17 protein-coding genes are annotated in these 15,613 nt (G+C 59.9%); 11 read left to right on the forward strand and 6 right to left on the reverse strand.

The genetic code is table 11. The features are described from left to right. Positions 1 to 7 precede the first annotated feature (7 nt). From ACQG0T_RS05845 to ACQG0T_RS05865, 5 genes are all read left to right on the forward strand, one after another. Entirely contained in the window at positions 8 to 862 is an 855-nt protein-coding gene (locus ACQG0T_RS05845) for an isochorismatase (protein WP_015571175.1), read from the forward strand. After that, positions 862 to 1,614, forward strand: coding sequence for a 2,3-dihydro-2,3-dihydroxybenzoate dehydrogenase EntA (entA, locus tag ACQG0T_RS05850; protein WP_015571174.1), 753 nt, complete (start codon positions 862 to 864; stop codon positions 1,612 to 1,614). The genes ACQG0T_RS05845 and entA overlap by 1 nt, the downstream gene beginning before the upstream one ends. Then, a complete protein-coding gene (gene entH, locus ACQG0T_RS05855) occupies positions 1,614 to 2,027 on the forward strand; it encodes a proofreading thioesterase EntH (RefSeq protein ID WP_015571173.1) in 414 nt (137 codons plus the stop codon). The genes entA and entH overlap by 1 nt, the downstream gene beginning before the upstream one ends. 149 nt (positions 2,028 to 2,176) lie before the next feature. Continuing rightward, complete coding sequence (gene cstA, locus ACQG0T_RS05860) at positions 2,177 to 4,282, forward strand: pyruvate/proton symporter CstA (RefSeq protein WP_015571172.1); 2,106 nt, start codon at positions 2,177 to 2,179, stop codon at positions 4,280 to 4,282. Positions 4,283 to 4,342: 60 nt separating this feature from the next. Further along, positions 4,343 to 4,540, forward strand: coding sequence for a YbdD/YjiX family protein (locus ACQG0T_RS05865; protein ID WP_006809671.1), 198 nt, complete (start codon positions 4,343 to 4,345; stop codon positions 4,538 to 4,540). On the opposite strand, the gene ACQG0T_RS05870 is transcribed toward ACQG0T_RS05865, so the two are convergent. From ACQG0T_RS05870 to ACQG0T_RS05885, 4 genes are all read right to left on the reverse strand, one after another. After that, positions 4,537 to 4,941, reverse strand: coding sequence for a helix-turn-helix domain-containing protein (locus tag ACQG0T_RS05870; protein WP_023303271.1), 405 nt, complete (start codon positions 4,939 to 4,941; stop codon positions 4,537 to 4,539). The genes ACQG0T_RS05865 and ACQG0T_RS05870 overlap by 4 nt on opposite strands. Continuing rightward, entirely contained in the window at positions 4,922 to 5,218 is a 297-nt protein-coding gene (locus ACQG0T_RS05875) for a type II toxin-antitoxin system RelE family toxin (protein WP_023303272.1), read from the reverse strand. Before ACQG0T_RS05875 ends, ACQG0T_RS05870 begins: the two co-directional genes overlap by 20 nt. Before the next feature lie 183 nt (positions 5,219 to 5,401). Next, a complete protein-coding gene (locus tag ACQG0T_RS05880) occupies positions 5,402 to 6,145 on the reverse strand; it encodes an SDR family NAD(P)-dependent oxidoreductase (protein ID WP_023303273.1) in 744 nt (247 codons plus the stop codon). 57 nt (positions 6,146 to 6,202) lie between these two features. Further along, positions 6,203 to 7,291 carry an oxidoreductase gene (locus tag ACQG0T_RS05885; protein ID WP_045907138.1) on the reverse strand — a complete coding sequence of 363 codons (1,089 nt, stop codon included), beginning with the start codon at positions 7,289 to 7,291 and terminating at the stop codon, positions 6,203 to 6,205. Between the two features lie 159 nt (positions 7,292 to 7,450). Here ACQG0T_RS05885 and ACQG0T_RS05890 point away from each other — a divergent pair, with 159 nt between their 5' ends. The 4 genes from ACQG0T_RS05890 to ACQG0T_RS05905 all read left to right on the forward strand — a co-directional run bounded on the left by ACQG0T_RS05890 (position 7,451) and on the right by ACQG0T_RS05905 (position 12,354). Further along, on the forward strand, positions 7,451 to 8,953 hold the full coding sequence (locus tag ACQG0T_RS05890) for a sugar ABC transporter ATP-binding protein (protein ID WP_023296101.1): 1,503 nt from the start codon (positions 7,451 to 7,453) through the stop codon (positions 8,951 to 8,953). After that, a complete protein-coding gene (locus ACQG0T_RS05895) occupies positions 8,950 to 9,945 on the forward strand; it encodes an ABC transporter permease (RefSeq protein ID WP_032103096.1) in 996 nt (331 codons plus the stop codon). Before ACQG0T_RS05890 ends, ACQG0T_RS05895 begins: the two co-directional genes overlap by 4 nt. A 19-nt stretch (positions 9,946 to 9,964) precedes the next feature. Continuing rightward, complete coding sequence (locus ACQG0T_RS05900) at positions 9,965 to 11,029, forward strand: sugar ABC transporter substrate-binding protein (protein ID WP_064489817.1); 1,065 nt, start codon at positions 9,965 to 9,967, stop codon at positions 11,027 to 11,029. A gap of 83 nt (positions 11,030 to 11,112) precedes the next feature. Continuing rightward, positions 11,113 to 12,354 carry an LVIVD repeat-containing protein gene (locus ACQG0T_RS05905; RefSeq protein ID WP_271040594.1) on the forward strand — a complete coding sequence of 414 codons (1,242 nt, stop codon included), beginning with the start codon at positions 11,113 to 11,115 and terminating at the stop codon, positions 12,352 to 12,354. A gap of 52 nt (positions 12,355 to 12,406) precedes the next feature. Here the strand turns inward: ACQG0T_RS05905 and mtnK are convergent, their stop codons facing one another. Beyond that, positions 12,407 to 13,606 (reverse strand): S-methyl-5-thioribose kinase, encoded by a 1,200-nt coding sequence (gene mtnK, locus ACQG0T_RS05910; RefSeq protein WP_045615068.1) that lies wholly within the window; start codon positions 13,604 to 13,606, stop codon positions 12,407 to 12,409. A gap of 102 nt (positions 13,607 to 13,708) precedes the next feature. On the opposite strand from mtnK, the gene mtnA reads away from it, so the two are divergent. Then, on the forward strand, positions 13,709 to 14,725 hold the full coding sequence (gene mtnA / locus ACQG0T_RS05915) for an S-methyl-5-thioribose-1-phosphate isomerase (protein ID WP_214596060.1): 1,017 nt from the start codon (positions 13,709 to 13,711) through the stop codon (positions 14,723 to 14,725). Between the two features lie 42 nt (positions 14,726 to 14,767). Next, positions 14,768 to 15,247 carry an SRPBCC family protein gene (locus tag ACQG0T_RS05920; protein ID WP_017382500.1) on the forward strand — a complete coding sequence of 160 codons (480 nt, stop codon included), beginning with the start codon at positions 14,768 to 14,770 and terminating at the stop codon, positions 15,245 to 15,247. A gap of 35 nt (positions 15,248 to 15,282) precedes the next feature. Here ACQG0T_RS05920 and ACQG0T_RS05925 read toward each other — a convergent pair whose 3' ends face one another. Beyond that, the gene (locus tag ACQG0T_RS05925; protein ID WP_017382499.1) at positions 15,283 to 15,555 is read right to left on the reverse strand and encodes a helix-turn-helix domain-containing protein; all 273 of its coding nucleotides are present in this window, start codon (positions 15,553 to 15,555) and stop codon (positions 15,283 to 15,285) included. Between the last annotated feature and the right edge of the window lie 58 nt (positions 15,556 to 15,613).

The following is a 15,613-nucleotide window of genomic DNA, read 5'->3' on the forward strand; positions in this document are numbered from 1 at the left end:
ACAGAGAATGGCCATTCCAAAATTAACCGCATACGCGCTGCCAACCGCCGCCGAACTGCCGACCAGTAAAGTGAACTGGGCGTTTGAACCGGAGCGCGCCGCGCTGCTGATCCACGATATGCAGGAGTATTTCCTGAACTTCTGGGGCGAAAATAGCGACATGATGCAGCAGGTAGTGGCGAACATCGCTAAACTGCGCGCGTACTGCAAAGAGCACAATATTCCGGTGTACTACACCGCGCAGCCGAAAGATCAGAGCGACGAAGACCGCGCCCTGCTGAACGATATGTGGGGGCCGGGCCTGACTCGCTCGCCGGAGCAGCAGCGCATCGTCGCTGAGCTGACCCCGGACGAAGCGGACACCGTGCTGGTGAAGTGGCGCTACAGCGCGTTTCACCGCTCGCCGCTGGAGCAGATGCTTAAAGAGACCGGGCGCAACCAGCTTTTGATCACCGGCGTGTACGCCCACATCGGCTGCATGACCACCGCCACCGACGCCTTTATGCGCGACATCAAACCGTTCTTTATCGCCGACGCGCTGGCGGATTTCACCCGCGACGAGCACCTGATGTCGCTGAAATATGTGGCAGGACGTTCGGGCCGCGTGGTGATGACCGACGAACTGCTGCCGTCCGTTCCGACAACGAAAGCCGCGCTGCGTGAGCTGATCCTGCCGCTGCTGGACGAGTCCGACGAGCCGATGGATGACGAAAACCTGATCGACTACGGTCTGGATTCAGTGCGCATGATGGCGCTGGCCGCCCGCTGGCGCAAAGTGCACGGCGACATTGATTTCGTGATGCTGGCAAAAAATCCGACCCTCGATGCCTGGTGGGCGCTGCTCTCCCGCGAGGTGAAGTGATGGCTTTTGATTTCACCGGTAAAACGGTCTGGGTGACGGGCGCGGGTAAGGGCATTGGTTATGCGACCGCGCTGGCATTTGTGGAGGCCGGGGCGCAGGTGACCGGGTTCGATCTGGCTTTCCCTCACGGCGAATATCCGTTTGCCACCGAAACGCTGGACGTGGCGGATGCGGCGCAGGCGAGTGACGTCTGCGGGCGTTTGCTCAGCAGCCTTGAGCGGCTCGATGTGCTGGTTAACGCGGCGGGCATTCTGCGTATGGGCGCGACGGATCAGCTCTCGCAGGAGGACTGGCAGCAGACCTTTGCGGTCAACGTCGGCGGCGCGTTCAACCTGTTCCAGCAGACGATGGGCCAGTTCCGTCATCAGCAGGGGGGGGCGATTGTGACGGTGGCCTCTGACGCGGCGCACACGCCGCGCATCGGCATGAGCGCCTACGGCGCGTCGAAAGCGGCGCTGAAAAGCCTGGCGCTGACCGTCGGGCTGGAACTGGCGGGCAGCGGCGTACGCTGTAACCTGGTGTCGCCGGGTTCAACGGATACCGACATGCAGCGCACCCTGTGGACCAGCGATGATGCGGAACAGCGGCGCATTCGCGGCTTTGGTGAGCAGTTCAAGCTCGGCATTCCTCTCGGTAAAATTGCCCGTCCACAGGAGATTGCTGCGACCGTGCTGTTCCTGGCATCCGATGCCGCCAGCCATATCACCTTGCAGGATATCGTGGTGGACGGCGGTTCCACGCTGGGGGCGTAATGATCTGGAAACGTCATTTAACGCTCGAGGAGCTGAACGCCACCAGCCTGAATACGATGGTGGGGCACCTTGGCATCGTCTATACCCGCCTCGGGGACGATACGCTGGAAGCAGAGATGCCGGTGGATGCCCGCACCCACCAGCCGTTTGGCCTGCTGCATGGCGGCGCCTCGGCGGCGCTGGCGGAAACGCTGGGCTCAATGGCCGGTTTTCTGATGACCCGTGACGGGCAGAACGTGGTGGGCACGGAACTGAATGCCACGCACCACCGCGCGGTCTCTCACGGTAAGGTACGCGGCGTGTGTCAGCCGCTGCATCTGGGCCGTTCCAGCCAGAGCTGGGAGATCGTGGTGTTCGACGAGCAGGGGCGGCGGTGCTGTACCTGTCGGTTGAGTACGATGGTGTTGGGGTAAGTCATTCAGCTGAAAGTGATCGGCTTAACACTGTGGTGTAAATCTCTGGTTTGACCACGCATTATTGCGTTTCAAAGTTGTTAAATTTTATCCGTTGTTCTAGAAACAAAATGTAACATCTCACTGTTTCACAACAACGGACAACAACTATGAACAACTCAGGGAAATACCTTACGTGGGCGGTGCTCTCCGTGGTGGGAGCCTTTGCCCTGGGCTATATCGCCCTCAACCGGGGGGAGCAGATCAACGCGCTGTGGATCGTCGTCGCCTCCGTCTGCATTTATCTGATCGCATACCGTTTTTATGGCCGCTATATCGCTAAGACGGTACTGGGCGTAGACGGCACGCGCATGACGCCGGCCGTGCGTCATAACGACGGTCTGGACTACGTGCCGACCGATAAAAAAGTGCTGTTCGGTCACCATTTCGCGGCGATTGCCGGGGCAGGCCCGCTGGTGGGGCCGGTACTGGCCGCGCAGATGGGCTACCTGCCAGGGATGATCTGGATCCTCGCGGGGGTGGTGCTGGCGGGCGCGGTGCAGGACTTCATGGTGCTGTTCGTCTCCACCCGCCGCGACGGTCGTTCGCTGGGTGAGCTGGTGAAAGAGGAGATGGGCGCAACCGCCGGGGTGATTGCGCTGGTGGCGACCTTTATGATCATGGTGATCATCCTCGCGGTGCTGGCGATGATCGTGGTGAAAGCCTTGACCCACAGCCCGTGGGGAACCTATACCGTCGCCTTCACCATTCCGCTGGCGCTGTTTATGGGGATCTATATCCGCTATCTGCGTCCGGGGCGCATTGGTGAAGTTTCAGTTATTGGCCTGGTGTTCCTGGTGTTTGCCATTATCTCCGGCGGCTGGGTAGCGGAAAGCCCGACCTGGGCGCCGTTCTTCGACTTCACCGGCGTGCAACTGACCTGGATGCTGGTGGGCTATGGCTTCGTGGCGGCGGTGCTGCCGGTATGGCTGCTGCTGGCCCCGCGTGACTACCTCTCCACCTTCCTGAAAATCGGCACCATCGTCGGGCTGGCGATCGGCATTCTGATTATGCGCCCGACCCTGACCATGCCTGCGCTGACCAAATTTATTGACGGCACCGGCCCGGTCTGGACCGGCAACCTGTTCCCGTTCCTGTTTATCACCATCGCCTGCGGCGCGGTGTCGGGCTTCCACGCGCTGATCGCCTCCGGAACCACGCCGAAGATGCTGGCGAATGAAAATCAGGCCTGCCTGATTGGCTACGGCGGCATGCTGATGGAATCCTTCGTGGCGATTATGGCGCTGGTTTCGGCCTGTATTATTGACCCGGGCGTTTACTTTGCGATGAACAGCCCAATGGCGGTACTGGCCCCGGCCGGCACCGTTGACGTGGTTGCCTCTGCCGCGCAGGTGGTCAGCGGCTGGGGCTTTGCGATTACCCCTGAAACGTTGACGCATATCGCTAATGAGGTCGGCGAGCAGTCAATTATCTCCCGCGCAGGCGGGGCGCCAACGCTGGCGGTGGGCATGGCCTACATTCTGCACGGCGCGCTGGGCGGGCTGATGGATGTCTCGTTCTGGTATCACTTCGCCATTCTGTTCGAGGCGCTGTTTATTCTGACGGCGGTGGATGCCGGTACGCGTGCGGCGCGCTTTATGTTGCAGGATCTGCTGGGGGTGATCTCCCCGAACCTGAAGCGTACCGATTCACTCCCGGCTAACCTGCTGGCGACGGCGCTGTGCGTGCTGGCGTGGGGCTACTTCCTGCATCAGGGCGTGGTCGATCCGCTGGGCGGGATTAACACCCTGTGGCCGCTGTTCGGTATCGCCAACCAGATGCTGGCGGGCATGGCCCTGATGCTCTGTGCCGTAGTCCTGTTCAAGATGAAGCGCCAGCGTTACGCATGGGTGGCGCTGGTGCCAACGGCGTGGCTGCTGATCTGTACCCTGACCGCGGGCTGGCAGAAAGCCTTCAGCCCGGACAATAAGGTGGGCTTCCTGGCGATCGCCAACAAGTTCCAGGCGATGATCGACAGCGGTAAGATCCCGGCACAGTACACCGAATCTCAACTGTCGCAGCTGGTGTTTAACAACCGTCTGGACGCCGGGCTGACCATCTTCTTTATGGTGGTGGTTGTGGTGCTGGCGTTGTATTCTCTGAAAACCGCGCTGGCGGCGTTGAAAGTCGACAAACCGACGGCGAAAGAGACGCCGTATGAGCCAATGCCTGAGAACCTGGACGAGATTGTCACCCAGGCGAAAGGGGCGCATTAACCCGTGTGCCGGGTGGCGGCTTCGCCTTACCCGGCCTACATTTCCTGTGAGATCAGAACTATGTTCGACACCCTTTCCAAAGCAGGTAAATACCTGGGCCAGGCCGCTAAAATGATGATTGGCGTGCCGGATTACGACAACTACGTCGAGCATATGCGCGTCAACCACCCGGACCAGACGCCCATGACCTACGAAGAATTTTTCCGCGACCGTCAGGACGCCCGCTACGGCGGCAAGGGCGGGGCGAAGTGCTGTTAACCCTCTTTTGGTAAATAGAGGCTGATCTGCTCCTGTTTACAGCCGTAAATTGCCGCCAGCTTTTCGCGGGTGCGCTTTTGCGGTCGGGAGTCCAGCGCCTCAAGCTGTGATACGGCGGACTGGCTGATGTCAAGCTTCTCCGCCACCTCCTGCTGGGACATGCCGCGTAAAATGCGCCAGGCGGCCTGTAGGCTGACGTTCTCGCTATGCATGATGTCGCATACTTCACCAGGTAATCCTACGTCATCATAACAATCGTGTTCGACTTCAATATCCTCTAGATCATCATCGGTTTCGTCGTCAATTTCTGCCATCTGTAAGCACATACGAAAGTATTCATCATAGGGAATAACGACGTACTGCGCTTTTCCGTCATCGTCCTTAATTAGCTGAACAGCCATAGGGGGCTTTCTCCTCGTGAAGGTAGGTCGTTGATGTTCTGCGCTTGACGGCCAAAACATAACAATGGTTATCGGGATCGTCCCGAAGTGTAATCAGAATGCGGTAATCGCCAACGCGTAGCCGGAAATGATTTTCTGTTGCCGATATTTTTTTGATATCGGGCCGGGGAGCTGAGCGATCGTCCAGCTCAGCAAGTTTTGCTTTGATTCTTCGCTGATATCGGCCATCGATTTTGGAAAACTCTTTCTTTGCATTCTTTGACCAGACAATCTTCATCCGTACCTCCACTGTACGCCCACACAAATTATAAGGAAATAATAAGACTATTAGATAAATTCCGAATTTCTTATGGGGTACTGTAGAGCGGAGAAAAACCGCGAGAAAGCGGCAAAACGCGAATCGTCGAGGCGGCTCGAACAGGCCTCTGCCGGGCGACAGAGGCATACAGTAAATTTGCGATCAGGCGTTCAGACCGCCGTCGACATCCAGACCGGTGCCGGAAATTTGCCCCGCAGCCGGGCTGGCGAGGAAGGTGACCGCCGCTGCGATATCCTCCGGCTGGCCGTAATGGCCCAGGGCAATAAGCTGACGCTGAGAGTCAGCCTGTTCGCCGTCTTCCGGGTTCATATCGCTGTTGGTCGGGCCGGGGTGCACCAGGTTGACGGTAATGCCGCGCGGGCCTAAATCGCGGGCCAGACCTCGGGTGAGGGAATTAAGGGCAGACTTGGTCATCGAGTAGACGGCGATCCCCGGCTGTGCCACGCGGTTCGCCAGACAGCTACCGATGTTGATGATGCGACCGCCGTCAGACATGTGCACCAGCGCTTCCTGAATGGCGATCACCACGCCGCGGATGTTGACGTTCATCAGAGCGTCGATGTCCGCCAGGGTCATGGACTCCAGCGGGCCGCCGCGCGCAATCCCGGCGTTATTGACCAGAATATCCAGCCCGCCGAGGGAGCGCGCCGCCTGCGTGACCGCATCCTGAATCGCCTGCGCGCTGGCGCTGTCGGCCTGAATCGCCTCGCCGTGTCGCCCCAGCGCGTTGATCTCATCGACAACCTGCTGGGCTTTATCGACGGATTTTTCGTAGGTGATAACCACATCGGCACCGGCGCGTGCCAGCGACAGCGCAATCGCCCGACCCAGCCCACGACTGGCGCCGGTAACCAGCGCCTTTTTACCTGTTAAATCGATCTGCATGATGACCTCGTTACGAGAGTGGAGAGAATCATCATTAGGTATAGTCCGTCGGCGCGATTAACGGCTGAAGGATTCCACCTTCTCAAACGCGGCGCGCAGAACCTCAGGCGTTAACGTAACCGGCAGAAGATGAATCGACTCCACCGGGCGCAGGGTGTGGGCAATGACCTTATCCAGCTCGTCGCGGTTGTGAATATCGACGTCCAGCTCGCGAAGCGTGGTCGGCAGATTGAAGCGCTGGTACGCCGCCACCAGCTGCGCCAGCACGTCGTCCTGACCGAGCAGGGCGCTCTGCACCAGAATGCCGTAGGCCACCTTGGTGCCGTGCAGGTATTTTTCCGTCTGCGGCAGCACGGTTAAGCCGTTGTGCACCGCGTGCGCCGCCGCCACGCGGGTATAGCGCTCACCCAGACCGCCGACCATTCCGCCTCCGGCAATAATCGCATCCACCACGTCCCGGAACGCCTGCGTCTGTTCGCCGCGCTGCTGATCCGCAAGCGCCTCTTCGCTGCGTTCCAGCAGCACGTCACGGATCGCCAGCGCACCGTTCAGGCCAAGACGCACGGTCAGCGGCAGACTATCAGGTTGAGGGGCGAGCACCGCCGCTTCGTACCACTTCGCCAGCGTATCGCCGATGCCCGCCAGCAGATATTCCGCCGGGGCGTTAAGGATGATCTGCGGCTCCACCAGCACCAGAAAGTTGGCGTCGTCAAAAATCTCAAACTGTAGCGCCTGACCGGCATCGTTGTACCAGACGGAGAGCGGGGTCCACGCCGCGCAGGTGGCGGCGATAGTGGGAATGCCTACGAACGGCACGCCCAGACGACGCGCCACGGCCTTGACGGTATCCATTACCGCACCGCCGCCCACGCCAATCACCACGCTGGTTTCACTACCAGACTCGTTCACCAGATGGGTGACGTCACTCTCGCTGCAATGGCCCTTAAACAGCAGATGTTTTGCCCCCGTCGCGTTAAAACTCTGCGGCAGATAAGGGCGTGCGCCCTCGATTGCCCGCTCGCCGTAGATCCACACCGCGCGGGAAAGCTGTTCCGGAGTAAAGAAATCATCCAGGTGGGCAAGGCTTCCCGGATGAGAGAAGTAGTTCGCCGGGCCGGGCACGACGCGGATATCGGTGTTGCTCATGAAGTTGTCCTTTTTTAGCAAGCGCTAACCCGATGTTATGTCTGGACATCCGGATGGCTAATAATATTTTGCTTTAACTTATGCCTTTTACGTCGTTGTCAGTCAACAAGAGCTGTGAAAAATTCGCTAAATCAGAAGAGTAATGAAGGATTTACGCGGATGGTTTCCAGTCGCCTTGAGATGCGCGGTATCAGCCTGGCCTTTTCCGGCTTTCAGGCCCTGTCGCGCGTGGATTTCACCCTGAACGGCGGGTCGGTGCATGCGCTGACCGGCGCCAACGGCGCGGGGAAATCGACGCTGATGGCGGTGCTGTGCGGGACGCACGATCGTTATGAAGGCGAAATCTGCATTAACAACCAGCCGGTAAGTATCCGCGAGCCGCTGGACGCCAAACGGCTGGGTATCCACCTTGTGCAGCAGGAGGTGGATGTGGCGCTCATCCCCGGGTTAAGCATTGCCGAAAACATCATGCTCGACCAGCTGGCGCATCCGGGGCACCGCTACAGCTGGCGCGCGGTTCGTCAGCAGGCGCGGCAGGCACTGGCGCAGCTGGATGTTTCGCTCGACGTACGCCGCTCCATCGACAGTTGCACGCTGGCTGAAAAACAGCAGATTTTGCTGGCGCGGGCGCTCTCGCACCACTGCCGTTTTCTCATTCTTGATGAGCCCACCGCGCCGCTGGACGCGCACGAGAGTGAGCGTCTGTTTGCGGTAGTAAGACGTCTGCAACAGCAGGGTATCGGCGTGGTGTTTATCTCTCACCGCATTCACGAGCTGAAGGCCATCTGCGACACCCTGACGGTGCTGCGCGACGGCAGGCTGATTGAGTCCGGCCCGATGGCGGATCTGAGCGGCGAAGCGATTGTTGAGAAGATGCTCGGCCACGAGCTGAGCGATATCTATCCGCCCCCGCGCCCGCCGCACGGTGAGGAGACGCTGCTGCGGGTGGAAGGGCTGCACGACGATGCGCTGCTGAAAGATATCTCCCTGCACCTGCGCAAAGGTGAAATCCTTGGCATTGCCGGGCTGGCGGGGGCGGGGAAAACGGAACTCTGCAAGGCGCTGTTTGGCGCCAGCAAAAGCCGCGTCGCGCGCGGCGAGCTGAACCATCAGGCCTGGAAACCGCGCGATCCGGCAGACTCGGTACTGCGCGGTCTGGCGCTGGTGCCGGAGGAGCGGCGCAAAGAGGGCATTTTTATCGACGAGCCGGTGAGCATGAACCTTGCCGTGTGCGCCGATAACAGCTTCTCGCGCTGGAGCCTGTTTGGTCATCGTCAGGCGTGGCGCTGGGCAGAAGAGGTGATTGCCCGCGTCGGTGTGCGCACGCGCGGGCCGGGGCAGGTGCTGCGTCGGCTTTCCGGCGGTAACCAGCAGAAGGTCGCCATCGGCAAATGGCTGCGCAATGACGCCAGCGTGCTGATATTCGACGAGCCGACCAAAGGCGTGGACGTGAAGGCCAAAACCGATCTGTTTCAGCTGATCGACGGCCTGGCGCGCGAGGGCAAAGGGGTGATTTACGCCTCGGGCGAGTTCGCCGAGCTGGTCGGGCTGTGCGACCGCATCTGCGTACTGTGGGACGGGCGCATCGTGGCGGAAATCGCCGGGGCCGAGGCCCGGGAAGAGACACTACTTTATTATTCAACCGGAGGAACGGCGTCGTGAGCAAGGCCCTTTCAGTGAATGCGGCGGCGTCTGGCCGTCAGCAGATTTTCGATTTTCTCTACAGGTGGGGCATGCTGCTGACCGTCGTCGCGCTGGTGGCGGTGTTTGGCCTGGCGTCGGACAGCTTCCTCGATCCGAACAACATCATCAACATTCTGCGCTCGATTGCCATCGTGACGGTGATTGCCATCGGCGTCTCGATTTCGCTGACCGTCGGCGGGTTCGATCTCTCGGTGGGGTCAACCGCGTCGCTGGCGAACGCGCTGGTGATTTCGCTTTTCGTCTGGCACGGCTTCGGCACCACCGAGTCGATTCTGCTGACCCTTGCGCTCTGCACGCTGGTCGGTCTGTTTAACGCCTTTCTGATCGTCATCCTGCGCATTCCGGACATGCTCGCAACCCTTGCCAGCCTGTTTGTCATCCAGGGCGTGGCGATGACCTACAGCTACGGCGGGTCGATTACCGAGAACATGGTGCTGCCGAGCGGCGACATGGCGGAAGGGACCATTCCGGCGGCGTTCAGCCTGCTGGGGCAGGTGCCGACCATTGTGATCGTCATGCTGGTGGTGACGATTCTGGCGCAGCTTGGCCTGTCGCTGACCACCCACGGACGCCGGATGTACGCCATTGGCGGCAACCCGGAAGCCGCGCGTCTCTCCGGTATTCGCACCACGCGCTACAAGGTGGCGGCCTACGTGATCGCCTCGCTGCTGGCGGGACTGGGTGGAATTTTGCTGGCTTCGCGTATCGGTTCATCGCAGGTGAATGCGGGGGGCGGCTACCTGATGGATGCGGTGGCGGCGGCGTGGATCGGGTTCTCGCTGGCCGGGTCCGGCAAGCCGAACGCGCTGGGCACGCTGGTGGGGGCGGTGATCCTCGGCGTGCTGTCGAACGGGCTGGTGATGCTCTCCGTGCCGTATTACGCCATGGACATTATAAAAGGGCTGGTGCTCGCGATGGCACTGGCGATTACTTACATACAAAAACGCTGACAACACAACGGGATAATAAATGAAAAAGATTGCGCTCTCTTTGGTAGCTCTTGGATTACTCACTTCTTTGCCGGGCCTGGCGGCTACCCCCGCGCCGGTTCCGGCCGCCATTGCCAGCCATGACGGCCCCATTCGCATTGCGGTGATCCGCAACCTGGGCTCGGACGACAACACCACGCAGTTTGTTGCCGGGGCGATTCAGGAAGGGAAAAAGCTCGGCTTTAAGGTCAGCACGTTTTTAAGTAACGGGGACGACGCCAGATTCCAGGATTTCGTGAACCAGGCCATCAGCCAGAAATACGACGGGATTATTCTCTCTCAGGGGCGCGATCCGTACTCCACCGCGCTGGTAAAGAAGGCGGTGGATGCCGGGATTAAAGTTTCGGTGTTTGATACCGCCGTGAACGGCGAGATCCCGGGTGTAACCGTTACCCAGCAGGACGATGCCTCCCTGACCAACCTCTCTTTTGGTCAACTGGCGAAAGATTTCAACGGCAAGGCCAATATCGTCAAGCTGTGGGTCGCGGGCTTCCCGCCGATGGAGCGCCGTCAGGCGGCGTATAAAGAACTGCAAAAGCAGTATCCGGAGATTAAAGAGCTGGAGTCCATCGGCGCGGTCTCCTCTGACGTGCAGGGCGACACCGCCAACAAGGTGGGGGCGATCCTCGCGAAATACCCGAAAGGTAAAATCGACGCCATCTGGGGGACCTGGGATGCCTTCAGCCAGGGCGCGTATAAGGCGCTGAAAGAGAACGGCCGCACCGAGATCAAGCTCTACAGCATCGACATCTCCAACCAGGATCTCCAGCTGATGCGCGAGCCGGGTAGCCCGTGGAAGGTGAGCGTGGCGGTAGATCCGAAGCTGATTGGCGCGACCAACGTACGCCTGATCGCCAATAAGTTTGCCGGAGAAGCGACGCCTGCCACCTACGATTTCAAGGCGGCGGCTATTCCGCAGGCGCTGCTGACCGCCCAGCCGGGTGCGGTGAACGTGGCGTCTCTGGGGAAAATCATTCCGGGCTGGGGCCAGACGGAAGATTTTATCGCGCCGTGGTTTGCGACGCTGGAAGCCAGGTCAAAATAATGCCCGGTGGCGCTTCGCTTACCGGGCCTACGGTGTTGTAGGCCGGATAAGGCGCAGCCGCCATCCGGCGAAAGGACTTATACATGTCTGCATTACCTCAACCCGAATACAGCCGCAATATGCGGCTGATTGGCCATAGCGACCAGGGCGGTCGTCCGGACGGTGTACAGCTGATGGTGCACCGTGGTTTCGCCTATATCGGTCATATGGTGTCGCAGGGCTTTTCCATTGTCGACGTGCGCGATCCGAAAAAACCAAAAGCCGCAGGTTACGTGCCCGCGCCGCCGGGTACCTGGAACGTACACCTCCAGGCGCACGACGATTTGCTGCTGGTGATCAACGCCCGGGATCTGTTTGCCGATGCGCGTTTTGCCGATGAGAAGGTCTACTACACCCGCCAGGTGGGGGAGACCGTCAGCGACGTGCAGGATAAAGGCTGGAGCGCCGGGCTTCGCGTCTTTGATATCTCCACGCCGGACAGGCCACGCGAAATCGGCTTTCTGTCGCTGAGCGGCATCGGCATTCACCGCATCTGGTACGTCGGCGGCCGCTGGGCCTACGTTTCAGCGCTGATCGACGGCTTTACCGACTACATCTTTCTGACCATCGATCTTGCGGACCCGCGTAAGCCTGAAGTCGCGGGGCGCTGGTGGCTGCCCGGGATGAACCAGGCCGAAGGTGAGAAGCCGGACTGGCCGGAAGGAAAACGTTACGCCCTGCACCATGCGATTATTGCCGGCGACACCGCGTATGGCAGCTGGCGTGACGGCGGCCTGACGCTGCTGGACGTGAAGGACCGCGCGCAGCCGAAGCTGATTAGCCATCGCAACTGGAGCCCGCCGTTTGGCGGCGGAACGCACACCGCGCTGCCGCTGCCGGACCGCGACCTGCTGGTGGTACTGGACGAGGCGGTGCTGGATAACCAGCAGGACGGCGAAAAGCTGATCTGGCTGTTTGATATCCGCGAGCCGTCGAATCCGGTAAGTATTGCCACCTTCCCGCAGCCGGATGAAACCGACTACGTGGCGAAAGGGGCGCATTTCGGCCCGCACAACCTGCACGAGAACCGGCCGGGAAGCTTCGTCAGCTCAACGCTGATCTTCGCGACGTACCAGAACGCGGGCGTGCGCGCGTATGACATTTCCAATCCGTATCGCCCGGTGGAAACGGGGGCGCTGGTGCCCGCGGCGCCGGAGAGGATGATGGATACGCGGCCGAATCGCCCGCAGGTGATCCAGTCGTGCGACGTGTTTGTGGATGCGCAGGGGATTATTTACAGCACGGATTATAACGGCGGGTTGTCGGTGATTGAGTATTTGGGGTGAGTGCGGTTTGATGCCCTCACCCCGGCCCTCTCCCACAGGGAGAGGGAGAAAATCAGCTGTACTGCCGCACCCGTGCCACCAGCTCTTCCGCGCTGTCGATGCGGTCGGCAATGACAATCAGCGCTTTACCGAGGGATATTGCATGGCGGAGGCATTCGTGGCGCATGGCTTCATCCTGGATGGTATCGATATCCGCCACGTGTGAAAGCCCGACGCTGCGGCGAATCAGCTCGGTGCCGCAGAACCCGATGGCGTCATGCCAGACCTTTTTCAGGAACGCGGAGGCATAGCCCGGCGCGCTGAGTGCGGCGTCGCGGGCTTTCTCGTTTGCCAGCGCCTGGAAGCGCTCCGCGAAGGTGTTCCACAGTTCCTGAATATCGTTCAGGCGCTGCTCGCGCGCGGCGGCGGCATCGCGAATGCCGAGGTGCCCAGGCAGGCCGCAGAAGTTCAGCAGCAGGTTGCCGATGGCGGTGCCAACGTCAAAGCCAATCGGCCCAAAATAGCCGAACTCAGCGTCGATGGCCTTCAGGCTGCCGTCGGCCACAAAAATCGAACCGCTGTGAATGTCTCCGTGCAGCAGGGCTTCGGCGTGCGAGAAAAAGCGGTGCTTGAGGGAGGCCACGGCGATTTTAAGCTGGGCGTCGTCGCGCAGGGCGGCAACGTCGTTTTCCAGATCGGCCGGGTAGCTGTTGCGCGCGTGGATCTGGTACGGATCGTTAAAGAACAGATCTTCGGTGATCTCGCACATCTCCGGGTTGATGAATTTCGCTACCTGCGCTTTTTTATCGTGCGGATGCAGATAAAAATCGCTGGTGTGGAACAGGGTGTGAGCCAGATATTCCCCCAGCTGACGCGCCGCCTGGGGGTAGTAAATGTTGTTAATCAGCTCGCCGCGCCAGATGCGATGGCTGGAGAGATCTTCCATCACCATCACCGCCAGTTCCGGGTCAAAGTGGTGGATTTTCACCGTGTGCTGCGGGCTGTGCTGGTAATGCTCGACCAGGGTTTGCGCTTCAAGACGGGCACGATCCAGCGTCAGCGGCCAGGATTCGCCGACGCAGCGTACATAGGGCAGCGCCTGCTTAACGACGATGCGGCTCACGCCCGCGCGGTCGAAAATTTTAAAGACCAGGTTGAGGTTGCCGTCGCCGATTTCCTGCGCCTCTACCAGCGATGAAGGATCGTCAAGTCCGCCAAACTGCCTGGCATACTCCACGGCGTCCTGAGCGGTAAAGGTACGGTATTGCGACATGGCCTGCTCCTCAGTTTTGCTAATTAAGACATGTAGACGTCTATACATCTGGATTTCATCCTGACACAATGTGCTACAACAACGCAACAGGGAATTAACGACATGCAGACATTACAGACGACCAGCCTGCGGGTGGCGGATAATCAGCTCTTTATTCTCGACCAGCAGGCGCTTCCACAGGAGAAACGCTGGCTGGATGCCTCGACGGTCGAGGCGCTGGTCGGGCACATCCACGCCCTGCGGGTGCGCGGCGCGCCGCTGATTGGTCTCTCTGCAAGCCTGCTGCTGGCGCTGTTAGCGGAAAGCGGCAAAAGCCGCGACGAGCTGGCGGTGGCGCTGGAAACCCTGCGCGCCTCCCGCCCGACGGCGGTGAACCTGATGAATAACCTCGATCGCATGAAGATTGCGCTGTGGCAGGAAGATTATATTCCGGCGCTGGTGGCTGAAGCGCTGCGGCTGATTGACGAAGACAAACGGCTCTGTGACGCTATTGCCAGTGCGGGCAGCGCGCTGGTGAAGCGCGGCAGCCGTCTGCTGACCCACTGCAACACCGGCGGGCTGGCGACGGCGGGCGTCGGTACCGCGCTGGGGGTGATTGCCCGCGCGCATCAGGAAGGCAAGGTAAGCAACGTCTGGGTGGATGAAACCCGTCCGCTATTGCAGGGCGGCAGGCTGACCGCGTGGGAACTCGGCGAGCTGGGCGTACCGTATCAGCTGATTACCGACTCCATGGCCGCCAGCCTGATGGCAAAAGGGCAGGTGGACGCCGTGTGGGTGGGTGCAGACCGCATTGCCGCCAACGGCGACGTGGCGAACAAAATCGGCACCTATTCCCTGGCGGTGCTGGCGAAGTTTCACGGCATTCCGTTCTACGTCGCTGCCCCGCAAACGACCCTAGACCCGGACTGCCCGAACGGGGATGCGATCCCGATTGAGCAGCGCGCCGCCAGCGAAGTGACGGGCGTGGCGGGAAGCTTTGGCGCGGTGCAGTGGGCGCCGCAAGAGGCGCAGGTTTATAACCCGGCGTTTGACGTCACGCCTGCCTCGCTGATTAGCGGCTGGGTGCTGGATACTGGCGTGGTCACACCGGACGAGGTAGCGAAAGGGAAATTTGCCTGAGTCCGGCTATCCTTTAAGGGCGTTCCCTGAGAGGACAACATCGTGACGCTCGATCCTGACACAGACTTAAAACTGGAGCGCGTGGTGGATGCACCGCGCGACCTGCTGTGGCTCTGCTGGACCACGCCGGACCACATCAAAAACTTCTTCATCCCTGCACCGCATAAGGTGATCGACTGCGACCTCGATCTGCGCGTGGGTGGGCGGTTCAATACCATATTTGAGGTGGATGGGCAGCGGATGGATAACCGGGGCGTGTTTCTTGAAATCGACCCGGGGAACAAGCTGGTCTTTACCGACGGTTATACCGAGGGCTGGAAGCCTGCCGAAAAGCCGTTTATGACGGCGATCCTGCTGCTGGAGGACGTTGGGGAGGGCAAAACCCGCTACACAGCGATTGCGCGTCATCCGACGAAGGAAATCCGTGAGCAGCATGAGCAAATGGGCTTCCACGAGGGGTGGGGCGTGGTGCTGGATCAGCTGGTGGGGTATGTGAAGTCTCTTCAACCCCCTCTCCCTTGAGGGAGAGGGTTGGGGTGAGGGGGAGAAGGCGTTGATCATGTTGAAGACAGATTTCTCTTTTTTGTATTCCTCATCTGACGAAATACTGGCGCTCCCTTTTCATCAAAATATCTTTCCGGCCATATCACATCAGGCGGAATGTCTAGCGCCTGAGCGATAAGCAATTCACCTTTAGGCCATGGTCGGGTAAGCGCATTTGCCAGTGTGGATGATGAAAGCCCAGCCTTTCGAGACAAGGCTGCGAGGCTTGTTCCATGTTTCTTTAGTGCGGCGATAATATCGGCTGAGTGCCAGTTCTGCTGACGCATTTTGTCCTCCTTAGGTGTGTTTGTTACGCACTCAATTATCCTGTTTTGGGATAAAAAC

It is taken from the genome of Enterobacter cloacae complex sp. 302F9, assembly GCF_050030335.1.
Taxonomy (GTDB): Bacteria; Pseudomonadota; Gammaproteobacteria; order Enterobacterales; family Enterobacteriaceae; genus Enterobacter; species Enterobacter hormaechei_C.